This window comes from Planctomycetia bacterium (assembly GCA_015075745.1).
Lineage (GTDB): Bacteria > Planctomycetota > Phycisphaerae > UBA1845 > UTPLA1 > UTPLA1.
In genome coordinates this window covers 620,819-640,238 of record JABTTW010000002.1, presented here as the reverse complement: position 1 = coordinate 640,238, position 19,420 = coordinate 620,819, and the positions used below count along the sequence as shown (strand labels likewise).

Below are 19,420 nucleotides of genomic sequence, written 5' to 3'. Positions count from 1 at the left end.
TTCAGGGTCCTTGCGTGATGATGATGTTGTTGTCGGTCGGAGGCTGAGAGTACGGGTAGGCGCTGCGCCGTTGAACCTTCAGTGAGCTGCTGGGCCAGTTGACGTTCAGCACGCCTTCGCTCGGGCAGAATGGGGTCGCGGAGAGACTTCCGCGGAACACCTCCTGCTGAGCAATTAGGTCGTTCCTGAAGAGCGAGAACTGGCTGACGTATGCCGGCGATGGAATCGTATAGAAGCACCCACAGGTTGGATTGAAGTTGCACCCAGCAATCATACGGCTATTGAGCAGTGGGAATCCCACCTCCGATTGATAAATCGGACCGGTGCCATAGATGGGAAGCGCGATCCCCAGACTGAAGTCGTACCGACGAAAGCTCGGGTTGGCGTTGTCCTGGAATCTCACCTCAAGAACGATCATGTCAGCGCCATACTCGCAGATGGAATCGAGACACGCGCTCTGCGCATCACAGGTCGGCGATTCGATGGCCTTGCCGCAGTCCTCACCGGACTGATTGAACAATCCGAAGAGGCAACCCGGCAGACCTGGTCCTGATAACGGGCCGATGTAGGGCAGCACATAGTTGCCCGGCGGCGGCGTCCACAAGAGATTGCGCTGGACCTCGACAAACGGATTGCCGCCCCCCGATACCGAGCACGGGCCGTTCGGCGTACAGTCTTCCCAGTTCACGAGATGCACCGTGAAGTTGTCCCACGCCAGGTCGCCGAGCAGGCAGCCGCAGCCGGTTCGGCGCGTAGCGCGTCCGCCGGTTCTCTCTGCTTTCCCGTTCTGCTTTCCCGACGCGTAAACTGCCATCAGCTGCACACCACGTATTCCGGCTCTTCGTAGCCGTTGAACTCAAAGAATCCGCCACTGAGCGGCGGGGCCTTCTGGAACAGGAAAACCTTCCTGTTGGCGTAATTGCGATGCCGCACGGTGATCTGAGTGTCATGAGCGATGCGCTCAAACGGCTGGGCCAAGCCCAGCATTCCCATGCCCACGCCCAACGGCTCAGTCTCGTCGGTGTAGTGGTCGGGGTGCCCCTCGACCTGGTGAGAGATCGGCCACACCTGTTTCCAGGGGTAGCGGTCATTGCCGTCGGGGTCTCCCAGTTGCACGTAGAAGCCGAAGACCTCACCGGCGATCGGTCGGTAGAGGGCCTTGGCGGGTTCGTCGCCCTGAGACAAAAGCCGCGTGTTCACGCAGAGCACGCGCGCGCCGACGAAGACGAGCGGCATGGTTGCGTCCGTCTCGATGAGGTAGAGCTGCGTGTCGTCCTTGTCGACTACAAACGCGCTGTGCTCGCCAAACTCCTCGTAAGCCATCGCGGGGCCCGCTGGGTCACCGGGATTCTCGGGAGGATACGGCAGGGAATTCCACGGCACGATGTTAAGTCTCCGGCCCGCCGCGCCGACCTCGGCAATCTCTGTGATCTTTAGAAAGATCAGCGGAGAGTCCAGGTTGAGCCCAGGGCTGTGCGCACTGCCGCCCTGCAACTCGCTGATCTGACTTCGCAGGCCGCTCACTTCAAGCTGCAGATCATTCAGGTCCTTGCGGAGCTTTCGCGTGCTCTTAAAGGCGAGGTCGAAGTTGGTTACGATCCGGCGGATGAGACTCATGCCGAGCCTCCTTCCACCAGCGAGGCAGTGTCTCGAGACAGTTGCACGCGGGCCGAGCCTCCGCGTTCGAACTCGACTCGAACGCCCTTCACCGGGGCCTCGATGCGTTCGTGACCGGTCGGCCCGTGTTGGGCCGAGCGGATACTCACCCGTCGCGACATCGCCCACAGGGCGGCCGGCAGTGGCCCCACGATCGGCACTTCTCCGCGAACCAGCGGCTCGCTGATCGCCGCGTGGGCAAAGCGGGCATAGGCCTCGCGGTTGACGCCAGGGGGAATGGCGATGTGCCGCACGGTCCGACCTCGCTTGGGTGCCATCGTGACGACACGACCCGCATAACCCTGTGCCGGGAAGCGAACGGAAGGGATGTTGATCTGCGCACTACCCACACCGGATGACGACCAAGCAAGATGGACCCTTGCCCCTTTAGCCCGGCCAGGCTCATTCACGTTGTAACGGCCGAATCCAATGGCGGGGTTGGCAAGTGCCGGTTCCTTGAGCAGGACCGTCGAGTTCTCAAAGTCGATCGATTGCACTTCCACCCGTTTCCACACGCCGTTGGCAAGGTCGCCGTCTCGATTGATGAGGATCTCCGCAATCATCCTCCCACCGGGCGCTGGAGACGGATCGGCCGCCGCGAATGACCATCGACGATAGACCTCGGCGCGGGGGCCGGGCGTGACGGTAATCTCGGGTTCCTCTCCCGTGCGAATCACCGCAGACGCATCGCCAATGACCCATTCGTTCTCCGGGTAAATGACGGTGCCAAAAATGGAAGTACGCGGCGTCCGGTCCCACGCCGGCACCATTTCGATTCGCTGGTAAGACGTGACATCCGCCGTGCCCGTCGTCTGGCCGGCCAGCGTCTGCACCGCGCCGGCCCGACCCTCGATCGATTGGAGGATGTCGAGTTTTTCGAGAAGAGTGCTGTCAACCACCAGGTCATAGACCGGCGCGCCGTAAAGCGCGACGAAGGTGTACATCGGGGGGCTCTGCGAGCAGTCCAGAAAGACGCCGACGCCGCCGGCCGCGGCCGCCGCGATCTGCCGCAGTGCCGCGTCGAGTGAGGCTGTCTCCAGCGAAACCGGGAAGCATTCAATCTCCGCCGCGCCGCCGACAAAGGCGAAGTCCGTGGCGATCCCCACCTCTTCAAGCTTGGCAACCACCTCGGGTGCCGAGAGGTATTGATTTAGAACCGACTCCAAGGGTCCTGGCGAGAGCGTGAAGGACGGCTTGCCGAACTGTGAGTATGGGATCAGCCGGCCTGCCCATTCAGACAGATCGACCGCCGTGTACTCAACGTATCTTTCATTGTCGGCCGCGACGTAGGGCCTCGCCGGATCGAACAGCCCGAGGAACCGCCGCACGCCGTCGACCACAAGCTCCACCTGTGCGTCGGTTGAGAAGGGCGGACTGCGCCAGTCAATGATGAACCGCACGACCAACTCTGCCGGTCCGTCATACGAAAGCTCATAGCGCACGAGCGTACACGGCAGCAGCGCTGATCCAAGCGGCACGAGCGAACCGTCGATGCGAAGTTGATACGTCGGCATCGCTATGGAAACTCCGGCGGCAATGAACCCCAGAACGTAAGCCGCCAGCCCGGCGTGAAGCGTCCGCCGAATCCCTCGGGCACTTCGACCTGCGGCGCGTCGGCGAGGATGCAGTCGTTCCATCGCACCTTGCTCACGCCGTCGACCTTGACGAGCATCGCGCCCGACAATCCCACAAGCATCTGAATCTGCATGGCCCGCTTGGCGAGGGCGATTTCGTCGGACTTGACCATGTAAACCGAGACGGTCAGTGCGTGGAGCAGGTTGCGACTCTCGCTGCTGATCTGAGCGTTGTCGGAAAAGAGCGAAGTCAAGACCGCTGGCGGCGTGGCCGGAGCCGTCGCCGGTAGGATCATGACGCCACCGTCGCCGAGGGTTTCGTTTCGGAATGTGAGAATCCTTGCCATTCATTGCATCACGCCGCATTCGCGGCGGTTGATATCACTTATTCCCAGCGATCTTCTGCATCTCGTTTTCAGCGCCGGCCATAATATCCATGAACCGTCCGATCTGTCCCATCGCCAGGGCGACGGTCGCCTCGCTCCTCGCGACGGAGTCGCGCATGAACTTGGCGGCCTCGGCAAGTTGTTCCTCCGCCTGTCGCCGCCGATCCTGATCTCCATATTCAAAGCTGGCTCGCGCGGCACCGAGGCGCTCGCGATTGATCTCACGTCGCGCGTCGGAGGCAAGGATGCGAGCTCGAATCCCGCTAAGCTCATCGTTGATGGGGCCTGCGGCGGCGTCCTGCCTTTGCCGAAGCATCCGCTCGAAAATCTCCCGGCGATCGCGCGGACTGATGAAGTTGCCCTCTCCGCGAAGCCGCGCCACCTCGACCGCAGTGTCCCGTAGCGCCTGCTGCCGCGTGAATGCGCCCCCGCCTTGAATGTTGCGCAGTTGGCTCTCAAGCACGCCGGCTCGCCGAAGGGCGGACATCCTGGCATGCATGGTCAAGCGATAAGGCGACGGAATGACGGTCGACGTGTCTCGAGGGTCGGTCGGCACCTGCGCTGGGAACTCCTCGCGGAAGCGATCGTAGGCATCTTTGGCCCGGCTCTTGCCGCCGAAGATTCCGCCACTCAGAATTTTTTCACCACTCTGCCGAAGTCCCCCAAAGAATCCGCTCGCGCCACCGCTCGTAGGTCCGAATGCTGAGAGCTGCGCCGCAACCGCCGCCGCCAGCAGGGGATTGCTGGGGAGTGGCGCTAGCGCAACAGGTCCGGGGCCGACGTTGTTCTGCCCGGTGATATAGTCGAGGGCTCTGCCGATGCCCCTCCAGAATCCGTTCCATGCCGTGGCCATGCCCTTGGCTGCAGCCCTAAGCAAGGTGGGCTGATCTGCGGGAACAACATCCGCTTCCGCATCGCCGAACACACTCGGCAGCTTGTCCTTCAGCCAGACGCGAAAATCGACAAACACGTCCTTCAGAAATCCGGCACCTTCCAGCATCGCGCTCTTCAAGTCGCCGATGAAAGGACCGAAGACATCCTTCATCGCCTGGGGAAGGTAGGTGAGCGTGTCAACGACCTCGGTGAACGCCGTCTTTGCGATGGCCGGGAATCGGTCCAGCGCTTCTCCCGCCTTTTGCTTGAAGCCCTCCCATAGATCGCCGACCTGCCCCTTGAGATTGTTGAAGCCGGCGATGAGCAGACCGCCGATCGTCCCGATGCCCTTGAGCAGGCCCCCGAAGATACCGCGCCCCAGCGCTTCTCCGGCATCCAACAGCCCACCCTTAATGATGCCGAAGATGCCACCGCTCTGGCCCTTGCCGAAGATGAGCTCGCTGAGCGAGCCGCCGCCCTGCAGGTGGTTGGTGATACCCTCGACCGTGTCGCGCACGCCGCGCAGGGATTCCTTGACCTTGTCGCTCTTCGCGGCCGCCAGCAGTAGCCGATCGACGCCGTCGCTCAGTTGGTTCCTGATCCGTGCGGTAATGAAGATCGTCTCGCGGCCTGAAATGTTGATCTTGCCCATCTGGGCGTTCATCTCGGAGATCGCCTGACGCACCGTCTCTGCCTTCTGCGCGGCGGGGCCAAGCGACTCGAAGGCCCCGCTTCCATGGATGGCGTCGTAGGACCGCTTCACCCCGTCAAGGCCATCGACCAGGATGCCGAAGTCATCTAAGAAGAGTGTGCTGCCCCGTACAAGGCCTGTGATCACCGTGTCGAGCGACTGCCTGGCGTCCTTGCCCGTGGCAACAGACTTTTTGCCGATAAACTCAATCGCCGTTGCCAACTGACTGAATGACATCCCCGACGCCAGCGCACGATTCCCTAGTGCCATCGCATCGCCGAATCCAAGCATCCCGCTGGAAGCCCGCTGCAATTCCTTGGCCAGGTGCCCCGCCCCGGCTGCGCTCTTTCCTGTGAGCGAGCTAAAGGCTTTCTGTCGAACCTCAAGCTCGCCGCCGCGATCGAGAATTCCGTTAAGTCCGCGCGCCGCCAGCCGCAGCGCCGGGGCCAGACCAAGGTTGACATCGCGGAGAAGGCCGAGCCCGCTGCGGGCGATGCGAATCGGAATCGTGACCGGCTTGGCGGCCGAGCGCAGAAACGAGGTGATGCCGGAGAGAGATGACGCCAGTCCTCTCGCCGTGTCATTCTCGGCGCTGATCCGAAGTCCGAATCCCAGTTGTCCGCCTAACGCACTCATCCCTAAACTTTCATTGCCTCCCGATCCTGAATCACCCAGCGGTCTCGTTCCCTGATCCGTCGATTGAGTTCGGCGTAAGCCGTCGCCGGCAACTCAGCCACCCACTCTGGCGGCAGGTCCGCCCACTGTGCTACGTTTCGGAGTTCGATGAGCCGCCGGACGCAATCGTGGGCGTATCGGCGGCCGGCGGCGCGGTAGGGTCCGTCTTCGTATCCTTTGAAGATTTGAAGACCTTTGCCATCCGGTCGACGATGCCGTCAGGGATGTCCATGAAGGCGAGGATGCCCGAAAGTACTGCAAGGTGCATTTCAGCCGGCAACGCGCCGAGGAACTTCCCGAGAAGGTTCGTTTCGTTGCCGGCATCATCCTTGACGATCATCTGAATCGGGTTGCCTCCGGTATCGCAGACGCCGGACCATGTCTCAATGATCCGCTCGATCGCGTGATTGATTTGCGCAACCGGATTCTCCAACGCGACCATCGCGTCCAGGACCGCTGCTCGGTCACCGCCTGTGAACCGTTTCAGGTGCAGCTGAAACTTGTTGTCGCCCTCACCGAAAGTCAGGGGCGGCGGCGGTGAGATTATGTCGATCTTCATGTTCTTCCCTTCTTGCTTTCTGCGATTCCGCTGTTTGCTTTATTAGAGTGAAAGTGCCGAAGCGCCGATCCCAGCGCCGAACGCCACGCCTACGGCGGCGCTCCCGCTTCCACGGAATGGCCGGATGATCATTTCCTGCTCGATGACACCCTCGCCACCCGACAACTCATGCGTCTCAGCTTGGCTCTTTGCCACGGTCAGCGTCACGTCTTCAGTGGCCGTTCCCGACGCGAGGACAAAGGATGCCGCAAACTCTGTCCCGTTGCGGACGATGGCTCGCCATGCGGTTGTCGCCATGCGAGCCCGCACGCGGAACTCGTGCATGGTGTCGCCGTCCTCGATGTAAAGGATGCTGCGATCCGGCCCATGCGGGCCAATGTAGAGATTGTTCGTGATCGTCCACGCCCAGGAGAGGATCTCCAATTCACTCACGGCATTGATCGTGAAGCTGCTGGCGGCCAGCTTGAGCCGCCGCGCAATGGCCTGCGTGCCGGCCGTGGCGGACGAATCAATGAGCTTCATCGCCGCGAATTCCATCGTGCCGTTCAGAAGCGCCGAGGCATCGGGATTGTCGCTGCGGCTGAACTCCAGTGACGTTGTTCGCAGGACGCTACCCAGCGCCGCTTGCGCGCCGATGCCGGCACAGTTCTCGGCGAAGGAGAATGCGTTGAGCGCGTTGGACACTCGGGCGATCGACATCTGAATGATGTCGCGGATCGTGTTGATGTTGACATCGGGCGTCAGCCGGACGGCCGGCGTCATTCCCAATGGGACCTCTTCGGTCACGTCGGGAAACGTTGACGAGCTTTTGATCTGGCCAAGGTGGTTACGATGACCGATCTTCAGGCCGTCACCGAGGAACGGCAGATGCAGCGGAAGCGAGGCCGCCACCGTGCCGCGCGTCGCTTCCTTTCCGACGCGAACAACATTGAGCATATTGACTGGCATGTTTGCCTCCGTGCAAAAGTCCGGCACTTCGAGCCGGCATCGATCCCTGTTCGACTATCACTCGACGGCTACGAATTCTCCGTGCCGCAGCAGTTCCTCAGCCTGTTCGGCGCTCACCTGAAACGTCTCGCCGACTTTGACGTACCGCCCGATGATCGCGTTCGCGCCATCCGGCGGCAGAATCTTCTTGACCATGATGATTGCCTCCGTCGCCGGCGCCTCAGTGGCCGCCGCAACTTCCGGCTGATCCTTGTTCCTGTCCTTCTTGCTCATGGGTTCACCCATTCCTTGAGTTTCCGACGTTCCACGCGGCCAATGACGACGACGTCACAGACCCCCGTCCATTTTTCGGTGTCCGCGCCAAGTGGATCACGATCCTCCTTGGCCTCGACGACGCCGATTGAATCGATAATGAGCGGCTCCGGCACAACCAGCGGCGATCCCGTCTCGGGATAAAGACCCTCCCACAGGAAGGCCATCGCAATGATGACCAGCCATTCGAGGTACTCAGGCGGCGCGGCATCCGTCGTCGAGTCGGAGTACATTTCGATCATGAACCGCCGCTCGAAATCGACCGCGCCGCTCGAAGCATTGAACGCCCATCGCCCGCCTTCAGGGGCCATCTGCAATCGACGCGAACCCGTCTCGGCATCTGAGAGATCGCCGCGAATATCCAGCGGCCGGTCCCAAATCTGAATGTTGTGAGCGCCGCCGACCGCGTCGACGAGCGGCTGAAACGTGGTCAGCGACTCACCGATCATCAGTCGCAGCGAGGTCAGCGGGTTCTCATTGGCCATGCGTCACCGTCATCAAGCCGCCCGTAGCGCGCGGATGTAGTCGCGCCGGAGCTCGCCATAGAGAAATTCCCGCCCAGATGGTCCGAAGATCAGATAAGGTCGCCCTCGAATTGTCGCACGCTTGATGAGGGCGAACATCACTTCGCCCGCCTTGCGAACACGCCGCTGCTTTCCATTCTTGCCCGTGCGAAACTCGTCCTCGACGCGCACCAGCGCGGGACCGGTCCATGAGCGGGAGCCGATGCGAATCTTCGCATTGGGCATGAACATCATGGAGTCGGCGTCGAGATCGCGCGGCCAAACGCCGCTGCGCCGCAGATGTGCCAGCGCCGGGATGGCCAGGTAGGGATGTCCCTTTGGTTTGATCGTTCCACCAAAATGCTGGATCGCTGCATAAGGAAGATTCGATCCGACGATGACGCTCATGGAATCGAGCAGCATCGTGAGACTCTTGCCGAGCTTTCCGGTCTGCGGCCCCCACTCCCTGATCCGTGTGCGCAGCAGCCGCCGCGCTTCTCGAATCAGAAAGAGCGCCGTGCGTCCCAGTGCCCGCCGAGGCGAAGCCCCGACCCGGCGCATCGCCGCGAAGACGCGGAGCAACTTCGCAAGGTCGCGAGGGTTGGGCGTTAGATGGAGTCGCACACCAGCCATTCATTCCTAAAATCCCTGCATGCCTTCTTCGGTGAGGATTGATTGGTGGCCAAACACGGCCGACGTTGGTCCCGAGGTTGAAGGTCCGGGCAACACGGTAGCGCCGGGAAGATCGGCTTTGCCATCCGCAATGGCCTGTAGCCTTTCGAGTGCACGACGATAGTTCTCGGCGTGGCTCTTGCGGACCTCGGGCTTTGCCGGATGAGTGACGAACGCACGATAGGCGGCAATGTCAATCGTGAGCGTCTTGAGCGAGCGTGCCAGAATGGCGTCACTCGGCGTCACGGACGGCAGCGAATACCGCCGACCCAGCCAGTCGCGGACCTCGCCCTCGGCCTCATCGACCAGCCCCTGCCCAACAACGTCGTCGGCGTAGGTGGAGGTCAGCCGGTCGGTCAGCTGGTTGTAGAGACCAGGTGGACTCGACTGGATTCCCAGGCGTTCCTTCAAGTCATCGAGTAACGCAAAGACGCTCACAGACTCTCCTAGCTAGGCCGTCAAGGTCCGTACCGGCAGCATCAGCTGCAGCGCGACCGTGAACGTCTTGCCGGCGTTCGCGACACCGCTGTTGCTGGCGGCGATATTGATCTCGCCGCATGGCCGATTTCCGACGTTGGTCAACGTGATGGCGGCGGGCGTAATGTCTCCTGCCACGTCGGCCGCTGAAGCGATGTTACCCGGCAGCGGGAGGCCCACGAGTTGCCCGAATTTTCCGGTCACGTCGATGTTAAACGGAAGTGCCGGGGCATCTCCGCCGGTACCCAGCTTCACGGCCCACATCGAGGGTTGCCCCGAGACATAAGGGATGCGAGCCTGAGCTTCGCCGTTCGCGTCAAACCGCAGCTTGACTTCGAGCAGCTCGAACCCGATTTCACCGGGGTCAATCGCTCGAATATTCTGCTCAACGATTTCACCCAGGCCGCCGACGATCTCGAACTTTCCACGAATCATGTCGCTCCCTCTTTAGCCCGCTGGCCGCGTCTCTCTACTGACTAGCGAGGCTTCTTGCCGGCGATGGCCTGAGCTTCGCCGGCGTCTGTCGGCCTCGCGGCCCGACAGATCAGGGCCTTCTCGGCCTCGAGTACTTCTCCAACGGTCGGGCTCTTCTTGCGGATGGCGGGACTATCGAACTGCTTGGACAGCGTCTCGTCATCCACGATCGTCGGCTCCGCGCCGAACTTGATTCCGCAACGCCAGAAGTCATTGCCGGACCGACTCGTCACTTCAAGTGCCATATGCATGTCTCCATCTATCATGGTCGCCGCCAATCACGCGGCGCATTTATCAAAACGGGAGCCGGGCGGGGGACCGTCCCCCGCCCGGTTCACGAATCAGTTGAAGGTTGTGAGGACGGCCTTCTGCCACAAGCCGTAACCGACGTTGTAGCGGGCGTCCGCCATGTACTTGACCTCTTTGTCCTCCTTGTCATCCTTGATCTCATGCTCGACGGACTGGCGGTCCTGCATGATGAAGGGCCGCATCGGGTCATCGACCTTGGCGACCATAAACTTCGTCGTCCACGTCAGTCGCGGATTGACCATGAGCTTGGCCTTGCCGGCGAGGATGTTTGTGGAGTTGTTCAGAAGTGCCGCCGCGTTAGCACCAAGCACCCGCGACGCCACTCTGATGAAGCGGACCGGGACGACACAGAGGATGCCCGACAAGTCCTCGAAGGACTGGAACAGGTTCCACGGCTCACCCTGGTCATCCTTGAAGCCGGCCAGCGCCTCAATCGCCTGCCAGAATGCGGCCTCGAACTCCGCCTCGGTCGGCGCAGTCGGTGCCGCGGCGTCGTAGGTGAGGTCGTTCGACTGAGCGCCGCTCTCTCCCTCGACGTGATCGGTGTCGAAGAAGAACTGCCCGTCATAGCAAAGAGCGGCCTCGGCTGCCATGATCAGGTCGATCAGAATCTTGTCGGGATGCATGGCGAACCGCCGCGCCATCTCCTGTACACGAAGATTCAGTTGGCCCGTCTGATCGTCCGCGAACTCGTTGCGGTCGATATGGAGGGTCTCCTCCCAGTGGAGGTTGGTCAGCGTCATGCCGAAGTCGCGCAGCGCCTGCGTGCGGCGCTTGCCCTTCCACTCGGTCGGCATCGGCAGCTGGCCAAGCCACTTGTACGATTCGTCCTTGCCGGTGCTCTTGACGTAAGAGCAGATCATCTTCCATAACGTCACCGCCTCCATGAAGGCGGGACGAAACGCGCCGTTGAGCCCTCTCAGGGTCACCCCGGTGTTAATTGTTACTGCCATGTTTCAAGTCTCCGTTTAGCTTTCAGCCGTCAGCCAGTCATTCATTGAAGCGTGTCAGCCGCTGACTGCGAAAGGCTGACCGCTGATCGCCTTATTGTTAGCTTGCCACCGCGAACGGAAGCAGTTTGACCCACACCTGGGTCGCCGAGACGTACCGCGTGATCCGTCCGAGCAGCACGTTGTTGGTGGACGTCTTCGTGATCGTCTGATCGTCAGACGCATAGACCACGACGCCGACATCGGTCTGGGCGAAGCCCGATCCGGTCAGCAGGTACTCGCCCTCGGTATAGACCTCGACAGTCTTCGCACCGGCTGCGCCGGCCGAGTTGTCCACTTCTTCGCGGGCGATCCCGGCCCGCACGTCCGGCGTCGCGCTGGCCGTCGCCCCACGGGCCAGGCCACTGGCGACCGCGATGCCAACGATTGCATTCCGATAGACGCGGACGGCGGCGGCCATCGAAAACTCGATCACGCCGCCCTCGCCCCTACTCTTCACGACTGTGTTAGCGGTAAGTGCCGCCATGTCATTCTCCTTGTGTCACTTGGCGGGGTTGTCTGGCCCCGCCATGTTTTCGACGCTTCGTTGTCACAGACGATGCCGACCGTGCGGCACCGCAACTTACTTCCGTATCAGACCGACAGAGACTTTGCTTCGTCTTCCGTGAGCTTCGCTTCGTTCGACTCACGCAGCGCTTCGTCGACGTACTCACGGACGCTGCATGGAATCTTGTCAGCGTTGTCGGCAAACTCCGACTTGGCACTGGCGATGACAGCCGCCCGTCCGCCCGTCGCACTGGCGACATGGCGCGTACCGGCTTTGACGGCCGGGCCATCCTTAGGTGCCTTGCTCGGCAGCCGATCAATGCAGGCCGCCCACGCCTTGCCGTCTCGCGCGAGCGATTTGAAATAGGGACCGTGCTCTGCGTGACTGAGATCGGCCTCGGTCAGTTTGCCCGCCGACAGGGCCTTGGCGATCCGCTCCTCAGCATCACGATCAGTGAGCCGATCCTCTGCTGACTGAGCTCGCTCCTCAGCCCTCTTGACGCGATCGGTGAGGACGGAGAGCTCCGCCTGTGCGGGAGCCGTCGACTTCGCCGCCTCGGCCGCATCGGTCTTAGCCTTGGCGATGGCCGCGACAAACGCGTCGGCCCTACCGTCCTTGGCAATGCCGAGTTCCTTGGCAAGCGCCTCTTTGATCGCGTCGAGTTCATCCAGACGCAACTTGATCGAAGCGACAATTGCCGCCGGCTCACTCGGGGCGCTGTTGCCGAGCAGGGCCTTGAACTGATCCACCAACTTCTGAAGTTCCATCACAATCTCCTCGGGCGTCGCCGTCTCCGGTAGGTTCAGGCGGTAGCGCCACTCATAAATGCGGTCCATGCCGTCCATACGAGAATCCTCACTAACGATTGCCGGGATGCGCCGCAGTGCGGGTGTGTTGGTGAGGGCCACCGACACGACTTCGATCAGCCGCGAGTCATCCTTCCGTGTATAAAAAACCGGCGACAGATACCGGTACTCCTTTTTGCCGATGTGTTTGGCCGCCGCTTCCGTCCATTCGACGTTGGCGTAGATGCCCTCGTTTGGTACAACCTCCAAGGACTTGATCCACCCCGCGGCGATGGCCTTACCATCCGGCGAGGCGAATTTCCCGCCCATCGATTGATGCTCGTAGTCAAACGGCAAATCAACGCCGCGATCGACAAATGCCTTGAGTGTCGTTGCGGCTGCCGTCTCGTCGACGATGAACGTCTTGTCGCGGTCCCAGAATTCAACATCGCCCCACGGGAAGATGAGCACTCGCTCGGGAGCATCTACTGGGATGGCGACACGGCAAACATAAGCGCCGGCACGGTGCAATACAGTCGTCACTCTGCCACCTCCAGACCGCGAGCCTCAGCCAGCCGCCGGAATGCGGCGTGGTACTCGGTTGGATACTTTGTCAAAGGAATCGGATCGACGGCCGCGTATTGCCGCACGTCGAATCGGAATCCACTCTCGCGCGAACGCTCCGCAGCCAGCGCCTCATTTGGCGCTTTATCCGGGTCGCTCACCTCACTGTCCGAAACCTCGCCCTCGAAGACAGGCTCGTGGTCGCAGTCGCAGCCGAAATGGAACGGGTCCATGCGACTGGGCTTGCTCACCGGATAGACGCGCCCGATCTCGGGTTCACAAATCTTGCAACTCTTGCCATTGCCAACGATGCGGAAGTGTTGAACGCCGAGATCGACGAACTGCCGGTAACTCCCCGCCGAAGTCGCCATTTTGAAGTTCTGGAAGAACACCACGTCCGCGTGCCACGGGACTTCGCCCGTCCAACCTTCGCGATCTCCCATGAGCGGAAGAACACGCAGCCGGAAGTCGCGGACCGTCTCGCCGTTGGCGAAGGACTGCGTCAGATTGGTGTGCAGAACTGCGAGCAGGTCCATATCCCAGACGCCGGCCACACGCCATGCCCGGCTGCGTGCCTCGGCGTCGAGCTTAATGAACACCTGCGGATCAAGGCCGATACGATCGCGGAATGATTCGATCGCCTCGACGAAGGGAATCTTCTCGAAGTCGATCGACGCGGCGTGTAGGGCAGCCGAGTTTCCGCGACGGCTGCGCCGCGATTGCACCTGCTGCATCGCCAGGTCTCTCCCGAAGAGCTCGGCAGCCAGGAGCGATTGACGCACAAGTTCCTGAAGATCATTGGTCGGTAGTTCATCGAATGCGTTGGCCAGCGCTAACGCGATGTCGCTTGACATCACCGTTGCGTTGTCGAATGGAACCAGCGCCTTTGAGAATCGATCGAGTACTTCCTCACTGTGAGCCTGAGACGCCAGCACAGCCGTCACCACCCACGGAATAATGCGAGCGACGGCGGAGCCGCGCTTGGTGATGCGATCCAATAATCCTGCAGCGTGAAGCTGAATTTCCCGGCGACGAGTACTTGCCGTTGCAAGCTCCGCCGACAGATCAAACGGACTCGGAGCAACGGTCCGACCGGGCAGCGCCGCGTCCAAGTCAGTCCCCTCGACTACAGGCAGGCCGAACCGATCGACGACGTGCCGCATCGGAACCGGGAATCCAAGATCATTCACGGCCCCCTTGAGCGTGGCCATGTCCGCCACGTCATCCTGCGGCTCTTCGACAATGCGCCGGAAATGCGGAATGAACCTGATGGCACGCTCACCGAACTTATAGAGCACGAGCGGCCGAAGCAGTTGCTCGCGCACATCGCGGGCCTCGCTGGCCCGGTCGTCATCACGGAGATCCTCTCGTACTTCGTTGTGGACCGTCGCCGCCGCCATTGCTCCGCCGGTTTCACCGATCTGCGTGGTAAGCGTCTGCCCAAGAAAGAGCTTTGAAAAACCGGCGTCGATGTATTGCAGCAGGCGCTCATGCGGCCACTGGCCTTGCTGATTAAATTCGAGAAACTCGAATTCGCAGCCCTTGGGGAACAGGCCGCCGCGCGCCACACCGAGACTTGCAATCATGGAAAGGATGTTGTTCTTCGTGGCCTCGTCGGCCGTATCGTATTTGGCAATGCTCACCGGCAGGCCAAACTTCTCGATGCCGAACCACCAACTCTTCCGACCGACGCGCTTGACCATGTGCCCGACGACTGCTCCACGAAGCAGGCCGCCCCGGAAGTAAGAGCCGCCGATGGACCTCGGCTGCCGCACCAGGAACTGTCCGGCCGGATACATGGAGATGGGAATCCCAATGGTGTCGTCCTCGGTCACGATTCGCAGCTGCGTCGGATCGGAGCTTTCGATTCGCAGCTGCGTGCCGGCGATACCTTCGGCGGCAACGGGCCGGCGTTGACCTTCGACGGTGTCCCAGATGAACTGTCCGACTGCGACCGATCGGCCAATACTGTCAGCCGTATGGCACAGCAGTGCGTCTAGGCCCTCGATCTGATCGACGACCTCTAGGCAGTAGTCAAGTACTTCCTGAGCAAGCCGCTCGTCGGCCGGCGTGATCTTGGATGGTGCCCGTCCGACCTGAAGCGCCGAAACGAGCTCCCACTCCAGGCCGGTGAGGCCGAGCAGGCGAGTGCGGTAGGCGTTGTCCAGGTCTGTGTCAGTCTCCAGCATCTCATCGAACAGAACGTGCTGTTCAAACGGCTCGCCGTAGGCGGCGGCATGCAGGACGCGCTTGGCCCGTTCCGGCGTCAATTCGATTTGGAAGAAGTTGCCGAAGTCCTGATTGACGCGCGGCATCACCACGAGGCCGACCTCAGGCGGCTTGGTGGATTTCTTCGATCGAGTTTTCGTCCGCGTCGTTGCCATTACATCCATTCAAAATTGACGGGCAGGATTCCCGCACCAGCCCAGTTAATGGGCGGCTCGCTGCCATGTGCATGCACCGCAAGCGCAAAACCCCAAAAGTCGTCGGCGTGCCCCTCGTCCGTCCTCGGCGCGACGAATCGGGGCTTGCCCGTTGCGGTGAATTCCTTGCGCACACTGTGCAGGCTGTCACGCATCCGTTGATTGTTGGCAGGCAGCCTCAGCAGCTTGTCCTGCATCGCGGTCAGGAGTCCGATCGCCTCAAACTCTTTGGCCTCATTCGTCTGGGCGATGTTCTCCACTCGGTATTCACCAAGTGCGTTTGGCTTCTTGAGCCCGTCGCCGACACCAATGCCGACGCCGGTGTAATCCACGCAGCATCGAATGAGCTTCAGTTTGTTCACTTTGACCACGCGCGTGATCAGGTACACCTGGTCAGGGATGTCGATTCTTTCCAGTGACAGAATCATTCGCGGCCACAGGACGTCGCCAACCAGTTCGCAAACGGGAATGACCGAGAGGTCCTTGATGCGGCCGACGTCGACACCGAGATAAACCGGCCCGCCTTGATAGTTGCGGATCGGCGGAATCGATCGGTTGTCCGGGTCGATAAGGACAGGCTGAGGAACCTGATCGCTCTCGCAAGATTCGATCAGCTTGTACGGCAGCCATGCCGTCGCGTCGGCACTGGCGATGCAGTAGTACTCCTGGTTCAGGGCGTCGATCGAGCGAACCTTCAGCTTGATCCGCTGCAGGAACTTCTCGCGGGTAAGCGACTGGCCCGTTGCTTCATTGATCTTCTCGACAATCCCCGCATCGATCGCATCGATGATCGTCACGCGGTGGTAGGAAAAGACCGGGCCGACTCCGAGCTCGATCGCCTTGGCCTCCAGCACGTCAAACGGCGTGACGATCGGGTGATCAGGATCAATGCCCAGCGCCGCGTAAATCTTGCGCGCCGTCTTGATGAACTGATTGAACAGTGCCCCTTCGCCGTTGTGAGTGGACCATGTCGCGTAGGTGCCGCCCCACTGGGTCGCCGGGCTCGCCGCGTCGTGCATGCCCTCCGCGTCGTCGTGGAAGGCCGCCTCATCAACCCGCACGTCGCCCTTCTTCCCGCGAAAGCGTCGGGGGTTGGAGCTCATCGCGGTGATGCGCGTGTCGTTCGGACATCGAATGCAGTGGGCGGTGACAAATCCCTTGCGCGTCTCCGGCGCTTCGACCTGATCGGTGAACTGATCGGCCACGGCGGAGAACAGCTTCTTGGCGAACCAGGCGCAGTACTCGATGTACTCGGCACCGGCCGATTCGTCGGTAGCGCTGTACCAGTAATTCAAGTCGCGCGGCTGAGTCCGCCGGAAGCGCTTGCTGACCGAGTCGAAGGCCTCCGCCCAGGTCCAGCCGATCTGCCGGCTCTTCTCGGCGATCTTGACCGGGGCTGGGTCGTTGACCCAGGCCTTCTGATAGGGCGTGAGATAGTCGCCGTACTTGGCCACTATGTCCCCCTCATGATCTTGTCCACCATGTCGGCGACATCCGCGCGACTGAACGTCGTCTTGCCGGCATTCGATTCGTCGTCGAGCGTGCTTCGAACCGACTTCTCGAACTCCTTCTTCCAGGCGTCGTGTTTGTCCGCCGCCCGCTCGTCCGCCGCCTTTTGAATCTCGATCCGGTCGTGATCCTGGACGCGGGCAAAGAGCGAGGCGAGCTCGTAGGGCTTCGCTCCAGACTGCGCGGTCTCGTAGATCGCGACCAGCAGCCGATTGCGGATTTCCTCCATCGACGGCGTCTCGCGGTCCAGCGGCGGCTCGTCGGTCCACACCAACTGTCGCAGCTTGCGCGCGTAGCGAATGAAAGTGTCGAGCCTCAGCCCGCGCTGCGCCAAACCAAACCGTCGAAAGACAGACGAGGCAGACTCCCGCGCTTCGGAGCGCAGGGCCTCGTCGACTTCGCCGCGCAGGGTGTCGTCGAGATCGTCGATCGTCGCCGCGATAGGTTTTCGTCCTCGCTTGCCCATTCATCTTTCGCTCTACATCTCCGGCCACAAGTCCAGCGTCGGGTCGTCGGCCAGCCGGTTGGCCAGTTCGAAGCCCTTTGCCGTCAATGCAAACGCGCAGTCGTTGACGGTGATCGACATTGCTTCGATACCGTTCATGCCCTTGAACTTGATGATTCCCTTGTCATTGAGGTACGTCAGGTCGCGGTGCGCCCGCCGCTTGGTGTACTCCGACGACACGCCGATCACTGTGCGATAGACCGTCTCCCCTGGAACCCAGTTCGGGTAACGCAGATTCAGAATTCCGAGAACATGCTTGATGTCCTCGGTGATTCCCAATGCTCTCTCATCCTTCGCCATCGTCGCCTCGCGTCTGTCGGTCGACCGAGTCGGCGAGCCGGTTGACGGCCATCGCCACCTGCAAGGTCGAATCCAGTTTCCCGTCGAGTGTCGCCAGCCTGTCGCTCATCTTCTCGACCTGATTCCGCAGTCGCATAACCTCGCGCAGCCATTCCTCGTCGCTGACCTTGGTTTCTATCGCCTGCTCGGTCTTTTCGATGCGGGCCTCGGCCCGCTCCAGGCGATCCGTGAATCGCCCCATCGCGTTCTTGAGCAGCCACCCGGCCACGGGAACGATCACGCAGTTGGCAAGCGCCACACCCGTCTGCAGGTCCATCATGCAAACAATCTCCCTTGGCCGTCTGGCTCGACGCTCCGCGTCGCGATGCGGTCTCGTAGGATCCGCCGCACATACCCGCGCCGCATGGCGTTACCGATGAGGCGCGCTCGAAGCTGGCGGTCGTAGGCGGCAATCTCGGCGTCCGTCTCGGCGATAAACACGCCAAACGGTTCGACGCACGACGACAGCACCGCTACGCCGCGCCGATTGAGTTCCAGTGTCGCCTCCTGCAGGTGCCGGGTGTTGGTGCCGCAGGCACTGGCGAGCGCCGCCTGGGTCACGGCTCGCGCCGCGCCGATGGCTCTCATGTTCCGCAAGGCTCGCATCACTCGGTCCTCAATGGATTCCTGGGCATCCATGCCCTACGGTCCCTCGACTGCGCCGGCCAGCACCAGTGATCGGTGCCAGTCCTTAAAGTCGTTCTCTGCTCGCCGGGCGGAGACTTCTCCAATCGCTGTCAGCGTCAAGTCCGCCGTCAGGTACCCGGCCGCCACAAGTGCGATGACCGAGACGTTCTCCCGGTTCGCGGCCAGATCAACACCTTTGTAGGCCGCGAGTAAATACGCGGCAGCCATCGCATCCAATCTCTCGCCCTCATCGCATCCTCGTCAGCCGCAGATGCCAGCCGAACTGATTCTTCGCCAGGTCGGCAAACACGCCGCGCTCCTTGCAGTACTCGGCGACCGCCGACCACCCGCGATCGGGCAGGTCCGCCAGGAGTCCGCCGTAGAATTCGTCGTTCTTGTTCACGATCGCGCCTTGCTCCAGTTGCAGCACCGCCGCAACGTGATCCTCCAGTTTCTTGCCCAGCGGCTGCGTCATCCCTGCTTCTTCTTGATCGCCGCCTTGAAAGCGACCATCGCCGTGGCAATGCCGCCGGCGATGATGCCGATGGTGGTCGCGTAGCTGTCCACCTTCACGACGTTCTGATCGCTCAAAAGCGCCAGAGCCACCGCGCCCAGCATCGCGCCGCCCATCGCCCAGGTCGCCTCATTCTTCAGTGCGTTCATCGCTCAATTGCTCCACGAATCCCTGGAAAGGTGTCGCGGCCTGCGTCGTCGTCGGCCGCGCCGGTTCAAACTCAAATCGGTGAACGTGGGTGATCGTGCAACCGGCCAGGCACATGCCGATCATTGCGGCCAGCCCCGCGATCAACATCGCGACGACACAGTTGCGGATGGCACGTTCAAAGCGGTTCATCACTTCCCTTCCAAAGCCGCGACAATCGCGGCCGCGTCGGCGGGCTTATCGAGGATCAGGAACTTCGATCCCTTCATGTCAATCACGCCCGCCTTGGCCTTCCGGGTCATGACCGCGATCTGCCGATCGATCTGCTCGCGAGTGCCAATAAACAGGCACCGTTTCATGTCGATCACCACCGCGGCCATTCGTCACTCCTGCAAAAAAAA

Annotated in this window: 27 protein-coding genes; all 27 read right to left on the bottom strand. The window is 61.5% G+C overall.

Annotation, left to right across the window (positions count from 1 at the left end; all coding sequences use genetic code 11):
- Position 1: 1 nt before the first annotated feature.
- The 27 genes from HS101_16190 to HS101_16060 all read right to left on the bottom strand — a co-directional run bounded on the left by HS101_16190 (position 2) and on the right by HS101_16060 (position 19,399).
- Positions 2 to 823, bottom strand: coding sequence for a hypothetical protein (locus tag HS101_16190; protein ID MBE7507807.1), 822 nt, complete (start codon positions 821 to 823; stop codon positions 2 to 4).
- A complete protein-coding gene (locus HS101_16185; protein ID MBE7507806.1) occupies positions 814 to 1,617 on the bottom strand; it encodes a hypothetical protein in 804 nt (267 codons plus the stop codon). The genes HS101_16190 and HS101_16185 overlap by 10 nt, the downstream gene beginning before the upstream one ends.
- Positions 1,614 to 3,170: a hypothetical protein gene (locus HS101_16180; protein MBE7507805.1), complete on the bottom strand. Its 1,557-nt coding sequence runs from the start codon at positions 3,168 to 3,170 to the stop codon at positions 1,614 to 1,616. The genes HS101_16185 and HS101_16180 overlap by 4 nt, the downstream gene beginning before the upstream one ends.
- A gap of 2 nt (positions 3,171 to 3,172) precedes the next feature.
- Positions 3,173 to 3,577 carry a hypothetical protein gene (locus HS101_16175; GenBank protein MBE7507804.1) on the bottom strand — a complete coding sequence of 135 codons (405 nt, stop codon included), beginning with the start codon at positions 3,575 to 3,577 and terminating at the stop codon, positions 3,173 to 3,175.
- Between the two features lie 34 nt (positions 3,578 to 3,611).
- Positions 3,612 to 5,816: a hypothetical protein gene (locus HS101_16170; protein ID MBE7507803.1), complete on the bottom strand. Its 2,205-nt coding sequence runs from the start codon at positions 5,814 to 5,816 to the stop codon at positions 3,612 to 3,614.
- A gap of 130 nt (positions 5,817 to 5,946) precedes the next feature.
- Entirely contained in the window at positions 5,947 to 6,414 is a 468-nt protein-coding gene (locus HS101_16165; protein MBE7507802.1) for a hypothetical protein, read from the bottom strand.
- Positions 6,415 to 6,456: 42 nt separating this feature from the next.
- A complete protein-coding gene (locus HS101_16160) occupies positions 6,457 to 7,362 on the bottom strand; it encodes a hypothetical protein (GenBank protein ID MBE7507801.1) in 906 nt (301 codons plus the stop codon).
- A 57-nt stretch (positions 7,363 to 7,419) separates the two neighbouring features.
- A complete protein-coding gene (locus HS101_16155) occupies positions 7,420 to 7,635 on the bottom strand; it encodes a hypothetical protein (GenBank protein MBE7507800.1) in 216 nt (71 codons plus the stop codon).
- Positions 7,632 to 8,159: a hypothetical protein gene (locus HS101_16150; protein MBE7507799.1), complete on the bottom strand. Its 528-nt coding sequence runs from the start codon at positions 8,157 to 8,159 to the stop codon at positions 7,632 to 7,634. Before HS101_16150 ends, HS101_16155 begins: the two co-directional genes overlap by 4 nt.
- Positions 8,160 to 8,171: 12 nt before the next feature.
- The gene (locus tag HS101_16145) at positions 8,172 to 8,801 is read right to left on the bottom strand and encodes a hypothetical protein (protein ID MBE7507798.1); all 630 of its coding nucleotides are present in this window, start codon (positions 8,799 to 8,801) and stop codon (positions 8,172 to 8,174) included.
- A 15-nt stretch (positions 8,802 to 8,816) separates the two neighbouring features.
- Positions 8,817 to 9,287, bottom strand: coding sequence for a DUF1320 family protein (locus HS101_16140; protein ID MBE7507797.1), 471 nt, complete (start codon positions 9,285 to 9,287; stop codon positions 8,817 to 8,819).
- Positions 9,288 to 9,299: 12 nt separating this feature from the next.
- A complete protein-coding gene (locus HS101_16135) occupies positions 9,300 to 9,761 on the bottom strand; it encodes a hypothetical protein (GenBank protein MBE7507796.1) in 462 nt (153 codons plus the stop codon).
- 41 nt (positions 9,762 to 9,802) lie between these two features.
- Entirely contained in the window at positions 9,803 to 10,045 is a 243-nt protein-coding gene (locus tag HS101_16130) for a hypothetical protein (protein MBE7507795.1), read from the bottom strand.
- Positions 10,046 to 10,141: 96 nt separating this feature from the next.
- Positions 10,142 to 11,062, bottom strand: coding sequence for a Mu-like prophage major head subunit gpT family protein (locus HS101_16125; protein ID MBE7507794.1), 921 nt, complete (start codon positions 11,060 to 11,062; stop codon positions 10,142 to 10,144).
- A gap of 97 nt (positions 11,063 to 11,159) precedes the next feature.
- Complete coding sequence (locus tag HS101_16120) at positions 11,160 to 11,585, bottom strand: hypothetical protein (protein MBE7507793.1); 426 nt, start codon at positions 11,583 to 11,585, stop codon at positions 11,160 to 11,162.
- 107 nt (positions 11,586 to 11,692) lie between these two features.
- On the bottom strand, positions 11,693 to 12,934 hold the full coding sequence (locus HS101_16115) for a hypothetical protein (protein ID MBE7507792.1): 1,242 nt from the start codon (positions 12,932 to 12,934) through the stop codon (positions 11,693 to 11,695).
- The gene (locus HS101_16110) at positions 12,931 to 15,339 is read right to left on the bottom strand and encodes a DUF935 family protein (GenBank protein MBE7507791.1); all 2,409 of its coding nucleotides are present in this window, start codon (positions 15,337 to 15,339) and stop codon (positions 12,931 to 12,933) included. The genes HS101_16115 and HS101_16110 overlap by 4 nt, the downstream gene beginning before the upstream one ends.
- Positions 15,339 to 16,832, bottom strand: a complete 1,494-nt coding sequence (locus tag HS101_16105) for a hypothetical protein (protein MBE7507790.1) — start codon at positions 16,830 to 16,832, stop codon at positions 15,339 to 15,341. The genes HS101_16110 and HS101_16105 overlap by 1 nt, the downstream gene beginning before the upstream one ends.
- Complete coding sequence (locus HS101_16100) at positions 16,832 to 17,353, bottom strand: hypothetical protein (GenBank protein MBE7507789.1); 522 nt, start codon at positions 17,351 to 17,353, stop codon at positions 16,832 to 16,834. Before HS101_16100 ends, HS101_16105 begins: the two co-directional genes overlap by 1 nt.
- 12 nt (positions 17,354 to 17,365) lie before the next feature.
- Positions 17,366 to 17,692: a hypothetical protein gene (locus HS101_16095; protein ID MBE7507788.1), complete on the bottom strand. Its 327-nt coding sequence runs from the start codon at positions 17,690 to 17,692 to the stop codon at positions 17,366 to 17,368.
- Positions 17,679 to 18,011 carry a hypothetical protein gene (locus HS101_16090; GenBank protein MBE7507787.1) on the bottom strand — a complete coding sequence of 111 codons (333 nt, stop codon included), beginning with the start codon at positions 18,009 to 18,011 and terminating at the stop codon, positions 17,679 to 17,681. The genes HS101_16095 and HS101_16090 overlap by 14 nt, the downstream gene beginning before the upstream one ends.
- A complete protein-coding gene (locus HS101_16085; protein MBE7507786.1) occupies positions 18,008 to 18,370 on the bottom strand; it encodes a hypothetical protein in 363 nt (120 codons plus the stop codon). The genes HS101_16090 and HS101_16085 overlap by 4 nt, the downstream gene beginning before the upstream one ends.
- A gap of 3 nt (positions 18,371 to 18,373) precedes the next feature.
- Positions 18,374 to 18,586: a hypothetical protein gene (locus HS101_16080; protein MBE7507785.1), complete on the bottom strand. Its 213-nt coding sequence runs from the start codon at positions 18,584 to 18,586 to the stop codon at positions 18,374 to 18,376.
- Between the two features lie 19 nt (positions 18,587 to 18,605).
- Positions 18,606 to 18,833, bottom strand: coding sequence for a hypothetical protein (locus tag HS101_16075; GenBank protein MBE7507784.1), 228 nt, complete (start codon positions 18,831 to 18,833; stop codon positions 18,606 to 18,608).
- Complete coding sequence (locus tag HS101_16070) at positions 18,830 to 19,021, bottom strand: hypothetical protein (protein MBE7507783.1); 192 nt, start codon at positions 19,019 to 19,021, stop codon at positions 18,830 to 18,832. The genes HS101_16075 and HS101_16070 overlap by 4 nt, the downstream gene beginning before the upstream one ends.
- Positions 19,002 to 19,211, bottom strand: a complete 210-nt coding sequence (locus HS101_16065; protein ID MBE7507782.1) for a hypothetical protein — start codon at positions 19,209 to 19,211, stop codon at positions 19,002 to 19,004. The genes HS101_16070 and HS101_16065 overlap by 20 nt, the downstream gene beginning before the upstream one ends.
- Positions 19,211 to 19,399: a hypothetical protein gene (locus HS101_16060; protein MBE7507781.1), complete on the bottom strand. Its 189-nt coding sequence runs from the start codon at positions 19,397 to 19,399 to the stop codon at positions 19,211 to 19,213. The genes HS101_16065 and HS101_16060 overlap by 1 nt, the downstream gene beginning before the upstream one ends.
- Positions 19,400 to 19,420: the final 21 nt, after the last annotated feature.